The 15,131-nt window shown below is 63.4% G+C and carries 12 protein-coding genes; 6 read left to right on the forward strand and 6 right to left on the reverse strand.

Annotated elements, in window-relative coordinates; translation table 11 throughout:
• Window positions 1-92: 92 nt before the first annotated feature.
• The 4 genes from IG627_RS17520 to IG627_RS17535 are packed head-to-tail and all read right to left on the reverse strand — an operon-like array spanning window position 93 to window position 3,627.
• Window positions 93-680, reverse strand: coding sequence for a BON domain-containing protein (locus tag IG627_RS17520; RefSeq protein WP_193194033.1), 588 nt, complete (start codon window positions 678-680; stop codon window positions 93-95).
• A gap of 17 nt (window positions 681-697) precedes the next feature.
• On the reverse strand, window positions 698-1,288 hold the full coding sequence (locus IG627_RS17525) for an SIS domain-containing protein (RefSeq protein WP_193194035.1): 591 nt from the start codon (window positions 1,286-1,288) through the stop codon (window positions 698-700).
• A gap of 55 nt (window positions 1,289-1,343) precedes the next feature.
• Window positions 1,344-1,718: a YraN family protein gene (locus IG627_RS17530; protein ID WP_319024597.1), complete on the reverse strand. Its 375-nt coding sequence runs from the start codon at window positions 1,716-1,718 to the stop codon at window positions 1,344-1,346.
• On the reverse strand, window positions 1,705-3,627 hold the full coding sequence (locus tag IG627_RS17535; RefSeq protein WP_193194037.1) for a penicillin-binding protein activator: 1,923 nt from the start codon (window positions 3,625-3,627) through the stop codon (window positions 1,705-1,707). Before IG627_RS17535 ends, IG627_RS17530 begins: the two co-directional genes overlap by 14 nt.
• A 34-nt stretch (window positions 3,628-3,661) precedes the next feature.
• On the opposite strand from IG627_RS17535, the gene rsmI reads away from it, so the two are divergent.
• Complete coding sequence (rsmI, locus tag IG627_RS17540; RefSeq protein WP_193194039.1) at window positions 3,662-4,504, forward strand: 16S rRNA (cytidine(1402)-2'-O)-methyltransferase; 843 nt, start codon at window positions 3,662-3,664, stop codon at window positions 4,502-4,504.
• A gap of 34 nt (window positions 4,505-4,538) precedes the next feature.
• Here the strand turns inward: rsmI and IG627_RS17545 are convergent, their stop codons facing one another.
• On the reverse strand, window positions 4,539-5,450 hold the full coding sequence (locus IG627_RS17545; protein ID WP_193194041.1) for a dimethylarginine dimethylaminohydrolase family protein: 912 nt from the start codon (window positions 5,448-5,450) through the stop codon (window positions 4,539-4,541).
• Window positions 5,451-5,667: 217 nt separating this feature from the next.
• Entirely contained in the window at window positions 5,668-6,912 is a 1,245-nt protein-coding gene (locus IG627_RS17550) for a Zn-dependent hydrolase (RefSeq protein ID WP_193194043.1), read from the reverse strand.
• 118 nt (window positions 6,913-7,030) lie between these two features.
• On the opposite strand from IG627_RS17550, the gene IG627_RS17555 reads away from it, so the two are divergent.
• The 5 genes from IG627_RS17555 to IG627_RS17575 all read left to right on the forward strand — a co-directional run bounded on the left by IG627_RS17555 (window position 7,031) and on the right by IG627_RS17575 (window position 15,021).
• On the forward strand, window positions 7,031-7,999 hold the full coding sequence (locus tag IG627_RS17555) for a LysR substrate-binding domain-containing protein (RefSeq protein WP_193194045.1): 969 nt from the start codon (window positions 7,031-7,033) through the stop codon (window positions 7,997-7,999).
• Between the two features lie 151 nt (window positions 8,000-8,150).
• Window positions 8,151-9,578 carry an aldehyde dehydrogenase family protein gene (locus tag IG627_RS17560; RefSeq protein WP_193194047.1) on the forward strand — a complete coding sequence of 476 codons (1,428 nt, stop codon included), beginning with the start codon at window positions 8,151-8,153 and terminating at the stop codon, window positions 9,576-9,578.
• 65 nt (window positions 9,579-9,643) lie between these two features.
• Entirely contained in the window at window positions 9,644-11,035 is a 1,392-nt protein-coding gene (locus IG627_RS17565) for an APC family permease (RefSeq protein WP_319024598.1), read from the forward strand.
• 222 nt (window positions 11,036-11,257) lie between these two features.
• Entirely contained in the window at window positions 11,258-13,567 is a 2,310-nt protein-coding gene (locus IG627_RS17570) for a TonB-dependent receptor (RefSeq protein ID WP_193194051.1), read from the forward strand.
• A gap of 38 nt (window positions 13,568-13,605) precedes the next feature.
• Window positions 13,606-15,021 (forward strand): NAD(P)/FAD-dependent oxidoreductase, encoded by a 1,416-nt coding sequence (locus tag IG627_RS17575; RefSeq protein ID WP_193194054.1) that lies wholly within the window; start codon window positions 13,606-13,608, stop codon window positions 15,019-15,021.
• Window positions 15,022-15,131: the final 110 nt, after the last annotated feature.

Genomic DNA, 15,131 nt, shown 5'->3' on the forward strand with positions numbered 1-15,131 from the left:
CATTCCGCATTCCGCATTCCGCATTCCGCATTCCGCATTCCGCATTCCGCATTCCGCATTCCGCATTCCGCATTCCGCATTCCGCATTCCGGTCAGTTGATATATTCAACCGCCTTGACCACCTTCTGTACCCCGCCGATACCGCGGGTCACATCCGCGGCTCGCTCCGCCTCGGCGCGGGTCAGCAGTCCCATCAGGTAGACAACACCATTCTCAGTCACCACCTTGATACGGCCGCTGTCGATTTCCTTGTTGGCCAGTAGATTGCTTTTCACCTTGGTGGTCAACCAGGTGTCGCTGCTGCTGGCCAGAAAGGACACATTGCCGCGCACCTGTACTTCGTTGTAGACCTGGCGCACATTCTGTACCTGCTGCGCGGTGCGCCCGGCGAGCAGGCGCAGGTCGTTGTCCCCTACCTGGCCGGTCAGCAATACCACGCCGTTGAAGGCGTTGACGTTGAGGTTGGACGCTTTCAGGTCCGGGTGTGCCTTGTTGATATTGACGGTGGTGATGGTCTCGATTTTCTGGTCATCCATATAGGTGCCCAGGGAGCGCTTGCCCGGGTCCTGTTGTATGGGGCCGTCGTGGGTCGCCTCCAGCACGGTGCTGCAGCCGGCCAGTGCCGTTGACATGGCCAGGGCGATAAAAAAGCGTTTCTTGAGAGTTGGATTATTTTTCATGGTTCAGTCCTCGTAACTCAATCCTCATATCCGCCGAACAGGCTGCTGTCGATCAGGTCGCATAGGCAGAAAATAGTGAGCAGGTGTACCTGGTGTACCTCAGCTGCGACCTCAGAGGGCACGCGCAGTTCAATATCGTGGGTATCCAGCAGCGCGGCGCAGTCACCGCCGTCGCCACCGGTCAGTGCCAGTATGCCCATGTCGCGGTCGCGCGCGGCGCGCATGGCCTGTACCAGGTTGGAGTCGCGGCCGTCGTTGCTGACGATCACCAGCAGGTCGCCGGGCTGGCCGAGTGCGCGCACTGGCCGCGCAAAGGATTCGGCGCGGCCGTGGTTGCGCGCCACAGTGCCGATGGAGATGCCATCGCTGTTCAGCGCAATGGCGGGCAGGCCCGGGCGCTCGCGCTGGAAACCGCCCATCAGCTTGGCACTGAAGCTTTGCGCCAGGGCGCCGCTGACGCCGTTGCCGCACAGCAGCAGTTTGTTTTCCGCCAGCAGCGTATGCACGATCATCTCGCTGGCTTCTGCAATCAGCGGCGCCAGCACTTCGCCGGCGTTCATGGTGGCTTCCAGGCTGTGGTGGAATAGGGTTACGACTCGCTGTTCCATTTTTTCCTTATCGGGCGCACTCGGAGTTCACCCTGCAAATATTTCGAATTCGGGATCAGGTCCCGAAGGCGTCTTTGAGCCACTGGATATTCTGTGTATCGCCCTCGGCCGCCCCGTCTATTGCAAAGACATCGAAACGACAGGGGCAGTCCAGCCTGTATTGCTGCAAATAACTCTGCGCGGTGGCCAGCAGTTTCTGTTGTTTGCGCGCATCGACACTGGCGCCGGCGGAGCCGAAGCGGCTGCTGCGGCGGTAGCGCACCTCGACGAATACCAGGGTGTCGCCGTCGCGCGCTATCAGGTCTATCTCGCCGCGGCGGCTGCGGTAATTGCGCGTTAACAGTGTCAGTCCGGCGTCCCGCAGGTGACGCGCCGCGACCTCCTCCATCTGCGCGCCGACACTGTCGGCGGGCGGCTTAAAAGGTTTCACTGTTCCCGGTCAGTTCCACGCCCCCTGCCTGGGGCAGGACTGGCTCGACGACAGTGGTGACCGGCACCGGCGCGCCCTTGTCGATGCGCGCCCACATCTGCTCGCGCACTATGCGGCCGTCGGCGGTCAGGCTCAGGGCGCCAGTCAGGCCGTGCACCCGCTGCCCCGGAAACTGGCGCAGCATCGGGATGCGCGGATAGAGGCGGAAGGCGTCAGCGCCCAGGGCGTAGAGGCGCGCAAAGGCCGGCGCCGGGGAGGCCTGCTTCTCGATGCTGCGCTTGGTCTGGTTGTCGCGCTCGAACAGCCAGGGCAGCGCAGTAAAGCGGATACCATTGATATCCCGGTCGCGCTGCGGATTGATATTGCCGTCGAACACCTGCGAGGTGGCGTAGACGGGCAGGTCGCCGGCGTAGAAGAAGGTCAGCATCGGGTTGATCTGGCGCGCCTGCTGCGGCTGTGCCGTCAGGAAGATCATGTCCACGTCGCCGCGGCGGCGCGGGGTGAATTCCAGCGGTGCCGCCAGCCTGCGGCGCAGCGCAGCCTCGCGCGCTTTGCTGTCCGGGATCAGCAGCGCGTCGCTGACCAGCTGGGAGAAGTTGCTGCCGTTGCGGTAATTCCTGCTGATACTGACGGTGCCACCCAGGCGCTGCCACTCCTCCTGGAATGCCTCGGCGCCGCGTTGTCCCCAGCTGGCCTCGGCGGCGAGGATCATCGCCTGGCGGTGGCCCTGGCGATAGGCGTGTTGAGCCACCTGGCGGGCCTCGTCTTCAATCGCGAGACCGAATTGCACCAGGTCATCGGTCAGGCGTCCCTCGTCGCCATAGTTCAGGGCCAGGGTCGGCACCGGCAGCTTTTCGGTGGCCAGCAGGTTGGCCACCTTGCGCTTGTCCAGCGGGCCGACGATGGCCTGGGCACCGGCGTCGACCGCCGCCTGGTAGATTTCTTCAAACGGCTGTTCGGTGCCGGTGTCGAAGATCTCTATCTGCGGGGTGGGGGCGCCAGCTGTCAGGGCCGTGTAGTGGGCGGCCATAAAGCCGTCGCGGATGGCGCGGCCGGCGCTGCCCAGTGGGCCGGACAGCGGCAGCAGCAGCGCTATGCGATCGGCGCGCTGGGAGGCGAGTTGTTCCAGCAGCCGCAGCGCCTGCGGCGGGTGGCTGCTGGCGCTGTGGCCCGGCCACTGCTGGCGCCAGCGGCTCAGGGCGGTGAGTTGGGAGCTGATATCTGTCTGGGTGTCGCGGCCGAGCAGGGCCAGCTGGTACCATCCGCGCATCTGCGGGTCGCTGCTCTCGTCTGCGCGCAGCTGCAGTTCGCTGGAGGGCAGCTGGGTCAGCAGCTGCCAGAAGCCGTCGTTGTTGTCGGCAATGGCCTCGTCGCTGCGCGCCAGCGCGGCGATCTGGCGGCGCTCGGCGATGGCGCTGTCCAGGTCGCCCAGCAGGCCCCAGAGGTCGGCGCGCAGGTCGCGCAGGGGCAGAGCGGTAGCCTGTGGCAGTTGCGTCCACACCTGGTCGAGGCGCGGGGCCGCAACCAGGTCCAGGGCGCGGAAGAACTCGTCCTCGGCGGCCAGCAGGCCACCGTATACCCGGGCGTACTGGGCGTAGAGGGGATCGTCCAGCTGTTCCGGGGCAATATTGACCACGGCCTCTTTTGCGGTCTCTTTGTCTCCCAGCTCGTATAGAATGGCCGCCGCCTGCAGGCGCTGCCTGTCCCGCTCCGGCGCCGGCAGTGTCTCGGCGCTGTGCAGCAGCTGTACGGCGGCGCTGCGGTTGGCGGAAGCGCCTGAGTCCACCGGCAGCTGCGCGCCCGGCCTGGGGGCCTGCGTCTGGCAGGCGGCCAGGGCCAGGGCCAGCGCGCTGGCGGCGATCCTGGCGGTAATCTTGGAGACTGGATGGGATGCGCCGGGGGCGGTCATATTCTTCTCACGCAATACTTATCTGGAGTGAATTATGGGGCCGGATCAGGCGCTGCTTTATATCGTCGCCACGCCGATTGGTAATCTGGCGGATATGGTACCGCGAGCCGTCGAAGTTCTACAATGCGCCGATCTGGTTGCGGCAGAGGACACACGTCACAGTCAGAGGCTTTTCTCCCATTTCAATATCGATACGCCGCTGATGGCGTACCACGATCACTCGGATGACAAGCGCACCGGGCAGATACTGCAGCGGCTGGAGCAGGGGCAGACGGTCGCGCTCATCTCGGATGCGGGCACGCCGCTGATTTCCGATCCCGGCTACCGGCTGGTGCGCGAGGCGCGCGAGCGCGGCTTCCGTGTGGTGCCGATTCCCGGCCCCTGCGCCTTTGTCGCCGCGCTGAGTGCCGCCGGCCTGCCCAGCGACCGTTTCAGCTTCGAGGGTTTCCTGCCGGCCAAGCCGGGCCAGAGAGAGAGGGCCCTGCGAGAACTGGCGGGCGATACCCGCACCCTGGTGTTCTACGAGGCCCCGCACCGGGTGGCGGACACCCTGGATGCGATGGGGTTGGTGTTTGGCGGCGAGCGCGAGGCGGTGATCGCCCGAGAGGTTTCCAAGGCCTTCGAGACCTTTCACCTGGCACCGTTGAAGGAGCTGGCGGAATGGGTGCGGGCGGACAGCAATCAGCAGCGCGGCGAGATAGTGCTGCTGGTGCGCGGCGCCGAGCGCCGGCGCGACTCGGAGCTGAATCCAGAGGCCGAGCGGATCATGAAACTGTTGCTGGCGGAGCTGCCGCCGAAGAGGGCGGCGGCGCTGGCGGCGGAGATCACCGGCGTAAACAAGAAGGCGCTGTATAACTGGAGCCTGGAACAGAAGTGACAGGCCGGGCGCACTGCCGCCCGGCCGGCAGCCGTTAAACCGCCTGTCTGGCCAGCGGCTGGCACATGCAGTGCACGCCGCCGCCGCCGGCGGTGATCATGGAGATGTCCGGATCTATCACCTTGAGGCCCTGCGCCAGGCACTTCTGTTTCAGTTCGGTGTTGTCCGAGGGCAGCATCACCCGCTCGTCGCCCAGTGCAACCACATTGACTCCCAGTTCCATCACCTGCGGGTAGGAGATATCGATAATCTCGAAGTTGCGGGATTTGAACCACTGCATCAGTTCCGGTTCGACCGCGTCCACGCACACCGCCACCAGCTTTTCTGCCAGTGCCGCCACCAGTACGTCCAGGTGCAGGAAATAAGGGTCGAACTGGTAGCCCTTCACCTCCCAGCCCTCGGCCTCTATCCACTGCTTCATCTGCGCGAAGCCCTGGGGTGAGGTGCGTTCGCCGGAGTAGCCGCACAGGATCACGCCCGGCTCCAGCACCATAAAGTCGCCGCCTTCGAGGCTGCCGGCGGTGATGACGTCGTAGATGGGGATATCCAGTGCGCGGTAGGTTTTCAGCACGTCGAGCCATTCGCCGCGGCGCCAGGGGCTGTACATTTGGGTCACTATCGGTCCCCAGGGGGTCATCACGCTGGAGTCGCGGGCGTAGAGCTGGTAGGGCAGATTCTCGTCTGCCGGCAGCAGGTGGGTGGTGACGCCGGCCTCGCGATAGGCGTCGAGCATCTCGCTGTGCTGGCGGCGGGCCACATCGAAGTCGAACTGGCGCCCCAGGCGCAGGGAGCGGCGCGCGGCGGCGTTGCCTGTCTGCCAGGTGTAGTGATCGATGGGACCCACCAGCAGGTCGGTGAGCACGCCGTACTCGGAATCGATACCCCAGCGCTGCAGGGCCGGGGTGTTGCCGCCGTCTTTGCGGTGTTTGAAAGTGAATTTGCTCATGGTGCTTCTCGAATTTTAATTCTGGAAATTGAGTTGGGTGATCCGGGCTCCGAGTCGGGTCCCGGGCGCCCCTGCTGTGGGGATCTGGTTGCGGGACACGCCGTGAATACATCCCTGTAGGCTTGTCGGCGAGGTCCCTCTCGCCAACAGTCCCGCAACCAGATCCCCACATCAGGGGCTTCGCGTCTCAGTTCTATCTAAACAACAACCTCTGTAATCAGGTGCTTGCGGCCATCTTCAGCATCGCGTGCAACAGCACATTGGCCCCGGCCTCCAGGTCCGCCGGCTCGGCGTTCTCCGCCTCGTTGTGGGACAGGCCCTTCTCGCAGGGCACGAAGATCATGCTGGTCGGGGCCACGCGGGAGATATACACGGAGTCGTGGCCGGCGCCGGAGAACATCTCCATATTGCTGTAGCCGAGCTCCGCCACCGATTCGCGCACCGCGGCCACGCACTGGGGCGCGAAGGCCACCGCCGGCGAGCGCCACTCGTCGCGGATTGAGTGTTCCAGCCGCGCCTCGTCGGCGGCGGCCGCGGCGATTTCGCGGAAGCTGCGGTCCATGGCGTCCAGCACCGGCTGCTCCGGGTGACGCAGGTCCACCGCCAGGGTCAGGGACTCGGGCACGGTGTTGCGGCTGCCCGGCTCGACGCGGATATCGCCGAAGGTGACCCGCGCCCAGGGACCGTGGCTTTCCGCCAGGCGGTAGAGCTGCTCGAGAATGCGGTGCAGTCCCATAAAGGGATCGCGGCGGCCGGTCATCGGGCTGGGGCCGGCGTGGCAGGGTTGGCCGGTCAGGGTCAGGTCGTACCAGTGCATGCCCTGTACACCATTGAGCACGCCTATCTGCTTCTGCTCCTGCTCCAGGATGGGGCCCTGCTCGATATGCACCTCGAAGGCGGCAGTCAGCGGCCGCGCCCTGGCCGGCGTCTCGCCGCGGTAGCCGATGCGCGCCAGTTCGTCGCCGAATTTACGCCCGTCCTTGTCCTCGCGGCTGTAGGCGTAGTCCAGTTCGAATTCGCCGCTCCAGACGCCGGAGCCGATCATGGCCGGGGAGAAGCGCGCGCCCTCCTCGTTGGTCCACACCGCGACTTCCAGGGGGGCTTCGGTCTCTACGCCGGCGTCGTTGAGGCTGCGCAGCACTTCCAGGCCGGCCAGTACGCCGTAGACACCATCGAACTTGCCGCCGGTGGGCTGGGTGTCCAGGTGGGAGCCGGTCAGTACCGGCGGCAGGTCCGGGTTGCGGCCCGGGCGACGGGCGAAGATATTGCCCATGGCGTCCACGTCAATGCTGCAGCCGGCCTCGCGGCACCAGCGCACAAAGAGATCGCGGCCATCCCTGTCCAGGTCGGTCAGCGCCTGGCGGTTGCAGCCGCCCCTGTCGGTGGCGCCAATGGTGGCCATCTCCATCAGCGAGTCCCAGAGTCGCTGGCCATTCACACTTAAGTTGCTGCTGGCGGTCATCAGTCTGGCTCCGTTTGTTATTGGGGATTTGGGATCAGTCTATGGTTTGATTTCATATAGACAATTAACTTTTAATTGCCGATCTGGTGCCTTTTAGATACCAAATGGTGATTGCTCCATGGCCGCACAACTCCGAAACCTGTCCCTGACCTCCCTGCGCAGCTTCTATGCGGTGGGGCGCCACTGCCACCTGCGCCGCGCGGCGGAGGAGCTGCATGTGTCGCACCCGGCGCTGAGCCGCCAGATCCGCGAGCTGGAGGGGCGCCTGGGCACACCCCTGTTTGAGCGCAGTGGCAACCGCCTGGCGCTGACCGCCGCCGGCCGCCGCCTGCACCGGGTGGTGAGCAGCGCCTTCGCGCAGTTGGAGAAGGGGCTTTTATACCTGGATCCGCAGAGCCTCAGCGGCGAGGTGGTCATTGCCACCACCGCCACCATTTCCATGAGCTGGATGCTGAGGCTGCTGCGGGAGCTGCAGGCCAGGTATCCGGAGATACGCCTGCGCCTGACCACCATAGAGCCGCGGGCGCGGCGCCTGCACAGCGATATCGATATCGCCATCTGCCTCGGGGAGCCGGAGGCGCCGGAGCTGCGGGTCACGGCGCTCTATGAGGAGCACTACCTGCCGGTATGCAGCCCGCAGCTGCTGCAGTCGCGCCGGGTCGGTCGGCCGCGGGACCTGCTGCAGCTGCCGCTGCTGCACGACCGCCAGCAGCAGTGGCCCAGCTGGTTTGCCGGCCAGGGGGTGGAGTACGCCCCGGGCGCCGGGGAGATGCGGTTCGACTACGCCTACCAGGCCATAGAGGCGGCGCGGCTGGGGATGGGGCTGGCGCTGGCGGACCGGCTGGAGGTGAACGAGGACCTGGCGGAGGGGCGCCTGGTGACTGTGATCGAGCGGCCCTTCACCATCGGCCAGTCGCTCTACCTGGCCTGCGCCCGCGGTCCACAACTCAACGCGCGCAGTCGGCTGGTGATCGGCCTGGTTCTCGAGTGGCTGCGCAGCCGCGGCGCGCCGCTGGAAGCGGCAGCCAGACAATTGCAGCTCGAATTTGCCGCCTCCGCCGGGGAGGGGCGACAGGGCATCACCTGAAGAGGTGATAGTGACCCGCTGCCCAATCGAGCATACTGAATAAAAATTCGGGTTTGATTAAAATTTGATCTTCCTGTTCAATGTTTGACTGTTTGGTCTTGAGCGAGAAATCTTGAACACGAAGTCTGAGGGCATGGGGTCCGGAGTCAGGATGGAAAACTATAACAGGATTTACATTGACGGCCGCTGGCAGCCAGCCGCTGGTGGCGAGCTGCTCGAAGTCATCAACCCCGCCACCGAGGCCTGTATCGCCCGGGTGCCGAGGGGCTCCGCGGAAGATGTGGATAGCGCGGTGCGCGCGGCCAGAGGTGCCTTCGATGGCTGGGCCAGCACGCCCGGCGAAGAGCGCAGGGCACTACTGCTGCGCATCGCCGACGGCATGGAGGCGCGCAAGGCCGAGCTGACCGCCGCCATCTCCGCCAGCATGGGCTGCCCGGAACATATCGCCGAATGGCTGCAGGTGGAGGGACCCATCGAGGCCATGCGCCTGTTTGCCGAACACACAGCCATCACCGAGGAAATCACCGAGGCGGGCCACTCCCTGGTGTGGCGCGAGGCCGTGGGTGTCTGCGCCTTTATCAATCCCTGGAATTATCCCCTGCACCAGTTTGTCGGCAAGGTGGGTGCCGCGCTCGCCGCCGGCTGCACCATGGTGGCCAAGCCCTCAGAACAGACGCCCCTGCAGGATCTGCTGATGGCGGAGATCATGCATGAGTCTGGCCTGCCCGCAGGGGTCTTCAACCTGGTGCCCGGTCGCGGCGCAGAGGTGGGCAGGGCGCTGTGCGAACACCCGCTGGTGGATATGGTGTCCTTTACCGGTTCCACTCGCGCCGGGGTGGAAATCGCCAAAGCCGCCGCACCCATGGTCAAGCGGGTGACCCAGGAACTGGGCGGCAAGTCCCCCTTTATCATCACCGCCAATGCGGATCTGGCTGCGGCGGTGCGCTATGGCGTCGATGACGTGATGATCAACAGCGGCCAGACCTGCACGGCGCTGACGCGCATGCTGGTACCGGCGCAACAGCGCGAAGAAATCGAAGAGCTGATTCTCGACCGGGTGGCGGAGATCACACTCGGCACCGACGGCGGCGCCTTTATGGGTCCCATGTCCTCCCAGGGCCAGTGGCAGCAGGTGCAGGACTATATCCGCATCGGTATCGAAGAGGGCGCGACCCTGCTGTGCGGCGGCCCGGGCAATCCGGAGGGGCTCTCTACCGGTTATTTCGCCAGGCCCACGGTTTTTACCGGTGTGCACAACGAAATGCGCATCGCCCGCGAGGAAATTTTCGGGCCAGTGCTGTGCGTGATTGCCTATGGCGATATCGACGAGGCAGTGGCCATCGCCAACGACTCTCCCTATGGCCTCTCCTCCGGCGTCTACGCCGCCAACGAACAGGACGCGCTGGCCATAGCGCGGCGCATCCGCGCCGGGCTCTGTTTCGTTAACGGCGGCGAGTTCAATTACCGCGCGCCCTTCGGCGGCTACAAGCAGAGTGGCAACGGGCGCGAATTCTCCCAGCAGGGGGTGGAGGAATTTACCGAGATCAAGTCGGTGCAGCTGGCGGCGCCGGCGCAGTGACGATTCGACGGCAGTAAATATCGGCGACGAGCGAATTATAAAAATAGTCAATGCGGGAGGTAACCGTGACAGAGCTTGCAGCAATCAACAAAAACCTCGGCAAGCGGGACATGATCCTGTTTACTGTCTCCGCCATCCTGCTGGTGGACACACTGGCCGCCACCGCCGCCATAGGAACCTCCAGCATTTTCTGGTGGTTGTTCCTCGGAGTCTTTTTCTTCGTGCCCTTCGCGCTGGTCTCGGCGGAACTGGGTTGTACCTACCCGCAACAGGGTGGCATCTACGCCTGGGTGCGAGATGCCTTCGGCGGCCGCTGGGCCTCGCGCATCAGCTGGAGCTACTGGGTCAACGTGGCCATCTGGATGCCGGCGATATTTATCCTGTTTGCCGGCGTAGCCAAGCAGCTGTTTTTCCCGCAGATGAGCGTCGCCGAGCAGATCGCCATCGGCATAGCGCTGACCTGGATTGCAGTAGCCGCCAATGTGGTGACCCTGAATATCGGCAAGTGGGTGCCGAATATCGGCGCCGTCTTCAAGATCGTTATCTTTGTATCGATCATTGTCGGGGCCTTTTTCTACGCGGCCGACAATGGCCTCGCCAATCCCATCACGCTCGACAGCATCCGGCCCGACTGGGGCGACAGCCTGCAGTATATTCCGGCGATCATCTACGGCATGCTCGGTTTCGAACTGATCAGCGCCAGCAGCGAGGAAATGCGCAATCCGCAGCGCGACGTGCCGCTGTCGATACTGGTATCCGGCATAGTGATTCTCGCCCTCTACACCCTTGGCACCGCCGCGATACTGGCGGCCATCCCCTCCGGCGATATCGACCTGGTGGAGGGTCTGGTGGATACCCTGCAGCTGTTTTTCGGCGGTTCCACCCTGGGTGAGGCCTTTGTCATCGCGCTCGGGCTGGCGGCGCTCTATACCTTTTTCTCCAACGGCGTGACCTGGGCCATCGGCGGCAACCGCGCCGCGGCCGAGGCGGCGGAAGAGGGCGAACTGCCGCGGGCCTTTGCCCTGAAGAGCCGAAGCCGCAATACCCCGGTGGGCGCCGCCGTTTTAATGGGGCTGGCGAGCACGCTGATCCTGCTGCTGTACGGTTTCCTGGTAAATGCCAACGAAGATCTCTTCTGGTCCCTGTTCGCCTTCAGCGGCGTTATCTTCCTGCTGCCCTATATCGGCATGTTCCTGGCATTCCTGAAAATGCGCCGTGTCGACGGCGCCCGCCCGCGCCCCTTCGCCGTGCCCGGAGGCTATGGCGTGGCCCTGGCGCTGACGCTCTTCTGTGTGGCGGTGCTGGCGACCTGTATCTTCCTGTTCGTCTATACGCCCGGTGAAGGATTCCAGTGGCCGGTGCTGATCGGTTCTGTGGTGACCCTGCTGCTGGGCGAAATGGCGATCGCCTGGGCGGAAAGGCAGAAAGACGGGGCGGTTTCTCCCGCAGTCTGCTGATTCGATTTATTGCCAATCAGTCGAAGTGATTGTCCCGCAGCCGTTGTCGGCTGCGGGGATTTTTTGCGTTCTCAAAACAAAGTAGAAACAAAAATAGAAAATCGAATTTAGTTTCGACTTTCTCACCCTATCAGGTGATAGCTGAATTCCGGCTCAGTTTTTATATTCCCCTCAACGATAAATTTAATAACGAAGTCATCTAGGGGAAGAGCCATGTGCCCAGTGAGTGAGAAACGCCAACTCTGTTTTGATAGAAAATCCCTGTCCGCCGCCATTGCCGGTGCGCTGTTTTCCGGTGCCGTCGGTGCCGCGGAAATCGAGGAGGTCAGCGTTACCGCGCAGAAGCGCGAGCAGTCTGTCAACGATATCGGTGTATCCGCCAGCGCCTTTGGCGGCGAGCAGATGGAAAACCTGGGTATCGACAGTGCCGTGGACATCGGCGCGCACACGCCCGGCCTGGTCACCGTCAACTCCACGTCCGGCGGTACGCCCATCTTCGCCATCCGCGGTATCGGCCTCGATGATTTCAGCCCCAACAACAGCAGTGGTGTGGGTATCTACACCGACGAGGTCTTCGCCAGCAACCCGGCGTTCCTCGGCGGCCAGTTGTTCGATATAGAGCGGGTGGAAGTCCTGAAGGGGCCCCAGGGAACTCTCTACGGCAAGAACACCACCGGCGGTGCGATCAATTTTATCAGCCGCAAACCCACCAGCGAATTCGAGGCCTACGTCGATGCCGGTATCGGCAACTACAACAGCCGTGAGTTGACCGGTGTGATCAACGGCGAGATCGCCGGCGAAGTGCTCGGCCGCCTGAGCCTGAAAAGCACCCGGGCGGACGGCTGGCAGGAGGATGCGGAGACGGGGCGCGAATTCGGCGCTGTCGATCGCACTGCCGCTCGCGGCCAGCTGCTGTTTCCCTTCGCCGGCAACGGCGAGGCGATCGCCAAAGTCTACTTCACTTCCGACAAGTCCACTCCGGTATCACCCCAGGTGAGCGGCCTGGGCGAAGCCTTCGGCGACCCGTCCTTCGGCGCGCTCAATTCCGCCAGTGATGCCAGCGAGGTCAACGTCGGCGACCTGGATGTCGGCCGCGATGAGTCCGGCTACGGGGCATCGCTGAACCTGAGTTACGGCTTCGAGAATTTCGATTTTATTGCCATCAGCGCCGTGGACAGTTACCGGCGCCAGGTCGTGGATAACTACGGCGGTTCCGCCGCCGCCATTCTCGATCTGTACCAGGACAACGACATCGACCAGTGGTCACAGGAGTTCCGCCTGGTCGGCGCCGGCGATGGCCCATTGACCTGGATTGCGGGTGTCAATATTTCCGAAGACACGGTCGATGTGACCGATCGCTTCGACGATTCCTTCTTCGTCACCGACTCTGTCGCCAGCAACTTTGTACTGGACCCGGTGGACCTGTCCGCCCGCGGCTGGGACCTGCTCAGTGCGGACTACGAACAGGTGACCAGATCCTACGGCGCCTACCTGCACACGGAAACCGCGCTGAATGAATCCGTAAACCTGATTGCCGGTGTGCGCTACAGCAACGACAAGCGCAGCTTCGACGGCGTCTCCAGCAACCACGACGATATCTACTCCTTCAACGATACCATCGCCGAACTTCACGACAGCAGCAGCGAAAGTGCCGTAACCGGCAAGCTGGGCCTGGACTGGATGGTGTACGACGACCTGCTGCTCTACGCCAATGTGGCCAACAGCTACAAGGGCGGCGCCTACTACGGCGCGGCGATTCTCGACGATATCAGTTGGGCCTATGTAGAGCCGGAAAAGGTGCTCTCCTACGAGGCTGGTTTCAAGGCGACCCTGTTCGATGCATCCCTGCAGCTGAACGGCGCCGTCTTCAGTCTCGATTACACCGACCGCCAGTCGCTGGTGACCATTGTCGTCGATGACTTCAGCAACAGCCTGCAGTTCCCGGTGGCGGACACCACCCTGGTCAATGTGCCCGAGTCCCAAACCCGGGGTTTCGAGCTGGATATGCAGTGGCTGCCCACCGATAACCTGACATTGATGGCCGGTCTCGCCTATCTCGACAGCGAAGTGACCCGCGCACCCGGCAGCGCAGAAATGCGCGGCATCCAGGCCGACCCCGGTGTCAACGACGGGGCCGACGGCGTGAACCAGTTGTTCGTGGATGCACTCGCCGCACCCCTGCCCGCCGGTGCCACCCTGTCCCAGTCGCCGGAGTGGAGCTACAACGGCCTCGCCGCCTACGACCTGCCCATCGGCGACGACCTGAACCTGCGCCTGCAGACCAGCTATAGCCACAGCGATGAGATGACCGGACAGCTGGCGGACGCCAATGCGCTGTCCGGGCCGGTGCGCTCCTGGGATGCCGAGGCGGCGCTGAGCGATACCGCGGAGCAGTGGCGTCTCAGCGCCTGGATAAAGAATATCGGCGATGAAGACGGGGAGACCTATGCCTTTTCCAGCTTTGCCGGCCGTTCCTTCTACCGCCAGGCGCCAACCACCTTCGGAATTTCGGTCAGGTACAACTTCTACTGATTGCACCGAAACAAAAAGAATGCTGATAAGAGGTAAGCATGTGTGACCAACAGACCCAGGCGCAGGCACTCGAGGCGCTGAGGGATACCACCTTTTTCCCCTACTGGCTCGACTCGCCACAGCGGCCGGCGGAGGAGCCGTCCCTGCGCGGCGAGGCGCACTGCAGCCTGCTGATCGTCGGCGGTGGCTTTACCGGGCTCTGGGCGGCGGTGCAGGCAAAGGAGGCAGATCCGCAGCGGCAGGTGATTCTGATCGAGGCCAACAGCATTGCCATCGGCGCCTCCGGGCGCCCAGCGGCCATTCTGTCCACATCGGTCATGCACGGCCTGGCCAATGCGCAGCGCCTCTTCCCGGAGGATATGGAAAGTCTGGAACAGTTGGGCAAGGAAAACCTGGACGGCTTCCGCGAAACCATCGAGCGCTACGGCATCGACTGTGACCTGGAGTGGGGCGGTGAGTTGACCGTCGCCGTCGGCGAGGAAGGTGTCGAGGACATAGCGCGGGAATACAAGCTCTACCGACGCTACGGACACGATGCCCACCTGTTGGACAGGGGCGCAGTCCAGAAAGAAATTCACTCGCCGCTGTTCAACGGCGGCCTCTGGTCGAAGAAACGCAGCGGCACAGTGCACCCGGCCAAGCTCGCCTGGGGCCTGAAACGCGTGGCCAGGGAACTGGGGGTGAAAATCTTCGAGAACACGCCCATGCTGCGCAACCGCAAAAAGGGTGGCGGCATCCAGGTGGAGACGCCCGGGGGCACTATTCAGGCGGACAGGGTGCTGCTGGCGACCAACGCTTTCGCCCAGGGCAGCAAAAAAATCCGCAAGCGCGTGGCCGCCATCCGCGACCGCATCATCGTGACCGAGCCACTGACGCCGGAGCAGATGGAACTGGTCGGCTGGCAGAACCGCCAGGGCATCTACGATACCCGCACCCAGCTGAACTATATGCGCCTGACCGCGGACAACCGCATTCTGTTCGGCGGTCGGCTGGGCTATTTCTTTGGCAATAACACGGATCCGGAAGAGGACAAGACGGCGGCGCCCTATGTGCGCCTGGTGGAAAATTTCTACCGCACTTTTCCGATGTTGCGCGATATCAAGTTCTCGCACGCCTGGAGCGGTCCCATAGCACTGACCACACGCATGGCGGTGCACTACCAGCACTACCACGGTGGCAGGATGCTGTACGCGGGGGGCTATTCCGGTTTCGGTGTCACTGCCACACGATTTGGTGCCCGGGTGGCCCTGGCGATACTCGACGACAGCAATGTCCCGGAGCGCAAATTGAAGTTTGCCAGTTCACAGCCCAGCTATATCCCGCCGGAGCCATTCCGCTGGCTGGGGGCCAAGATCACCATGTACGCGCTGGACACCCTGGATGAAAAGCGCGGCTGGCGGGTGCCCTGGGTTCGCATGGTGGAGAGAATGGGCTTTCCGGTAACGCAAAAGTAACCCGCTTGTTTTTGTGCATGTTTCCCCGCCTTAAGGCGGGGTTTTTTATTCTTCCTATTCAAGTTTCGGGGGAGCAGATCGGGGAGCCAGTGGGGGGTACGCCCTTCTGG

The organism is Microbulbifer taiwanensis, from assembly GCF_014904815.1.
Taxonomy (GTDB): domain Bacteria; phylum Pseudomonadota; class Gammaproteobacteria; order Pseudomonadales; family Cellvibrionaceae; genus Microbulbifer; species Microbulbifer taiwanensis.

Coding starts and splice junctions, on each gene's coding strand:
- IG627_RS17555 (WP_193194045.1), top strand. CDS start 7,031: ATGGCCGCACAACTCCGAAACCTGTCCCTGACCTCCCTGCGCAGCTTC.
- rsmI (WP_193194039.1), top strand. CDS start 3,662: ATGGGGCCGGATCAGGCGCTGCTTTATATCGTCGCCACGCCGATTGGT.
- IG627_RS17525 (WP_193194035.1), bottom strand. CDS start 1,288: ATGGAACAGCGAGTCGTAACCCTATTCCACCACAGCCTGGAAGCCACC.
- IG627_RS17545 (WP_193194041.1), bottom strand. CDS start 5,450: ATGAGCAAATTCACTTTCAAACACCGCAAAGACGGCGGCAACACCCCG.
- IG627_RS17560 (WP_193194047.1), top strand. CDS start 8,151: ATGGAAAACTATAACAGGATTTACATTGACGGCCGCTGGCAGCCAGCC.
- IG627_RS17535 (WP_193194037.1), bottom strand. CDS start 3,627: ATGACCGCCCCCGGCGCATCCCATCCAGTCTCCAAGATTACCGCCAGG.
- IG627_RS17520 (WP_193194033.1), bottom strand. CDS start 680: ATGAAAAATAATCCAACTCTCAAGAAACGCTTTTTTATCGCCCTGGCC.
- IG627_RS17550 (WP_193194043.1), bottom strand. CDS start 6,912: ATGACCGCCAGCAGCAACTTAAGTGTGAATGGCCAGCGACTCTGGGAC.
- IG627_RS17575 (WP_193194054.1), top strand. CDS start 13,606: ATGTGTGACCAACAGACCCAGGCGCAGGCACTCGAGGCGCTGAGGGAT.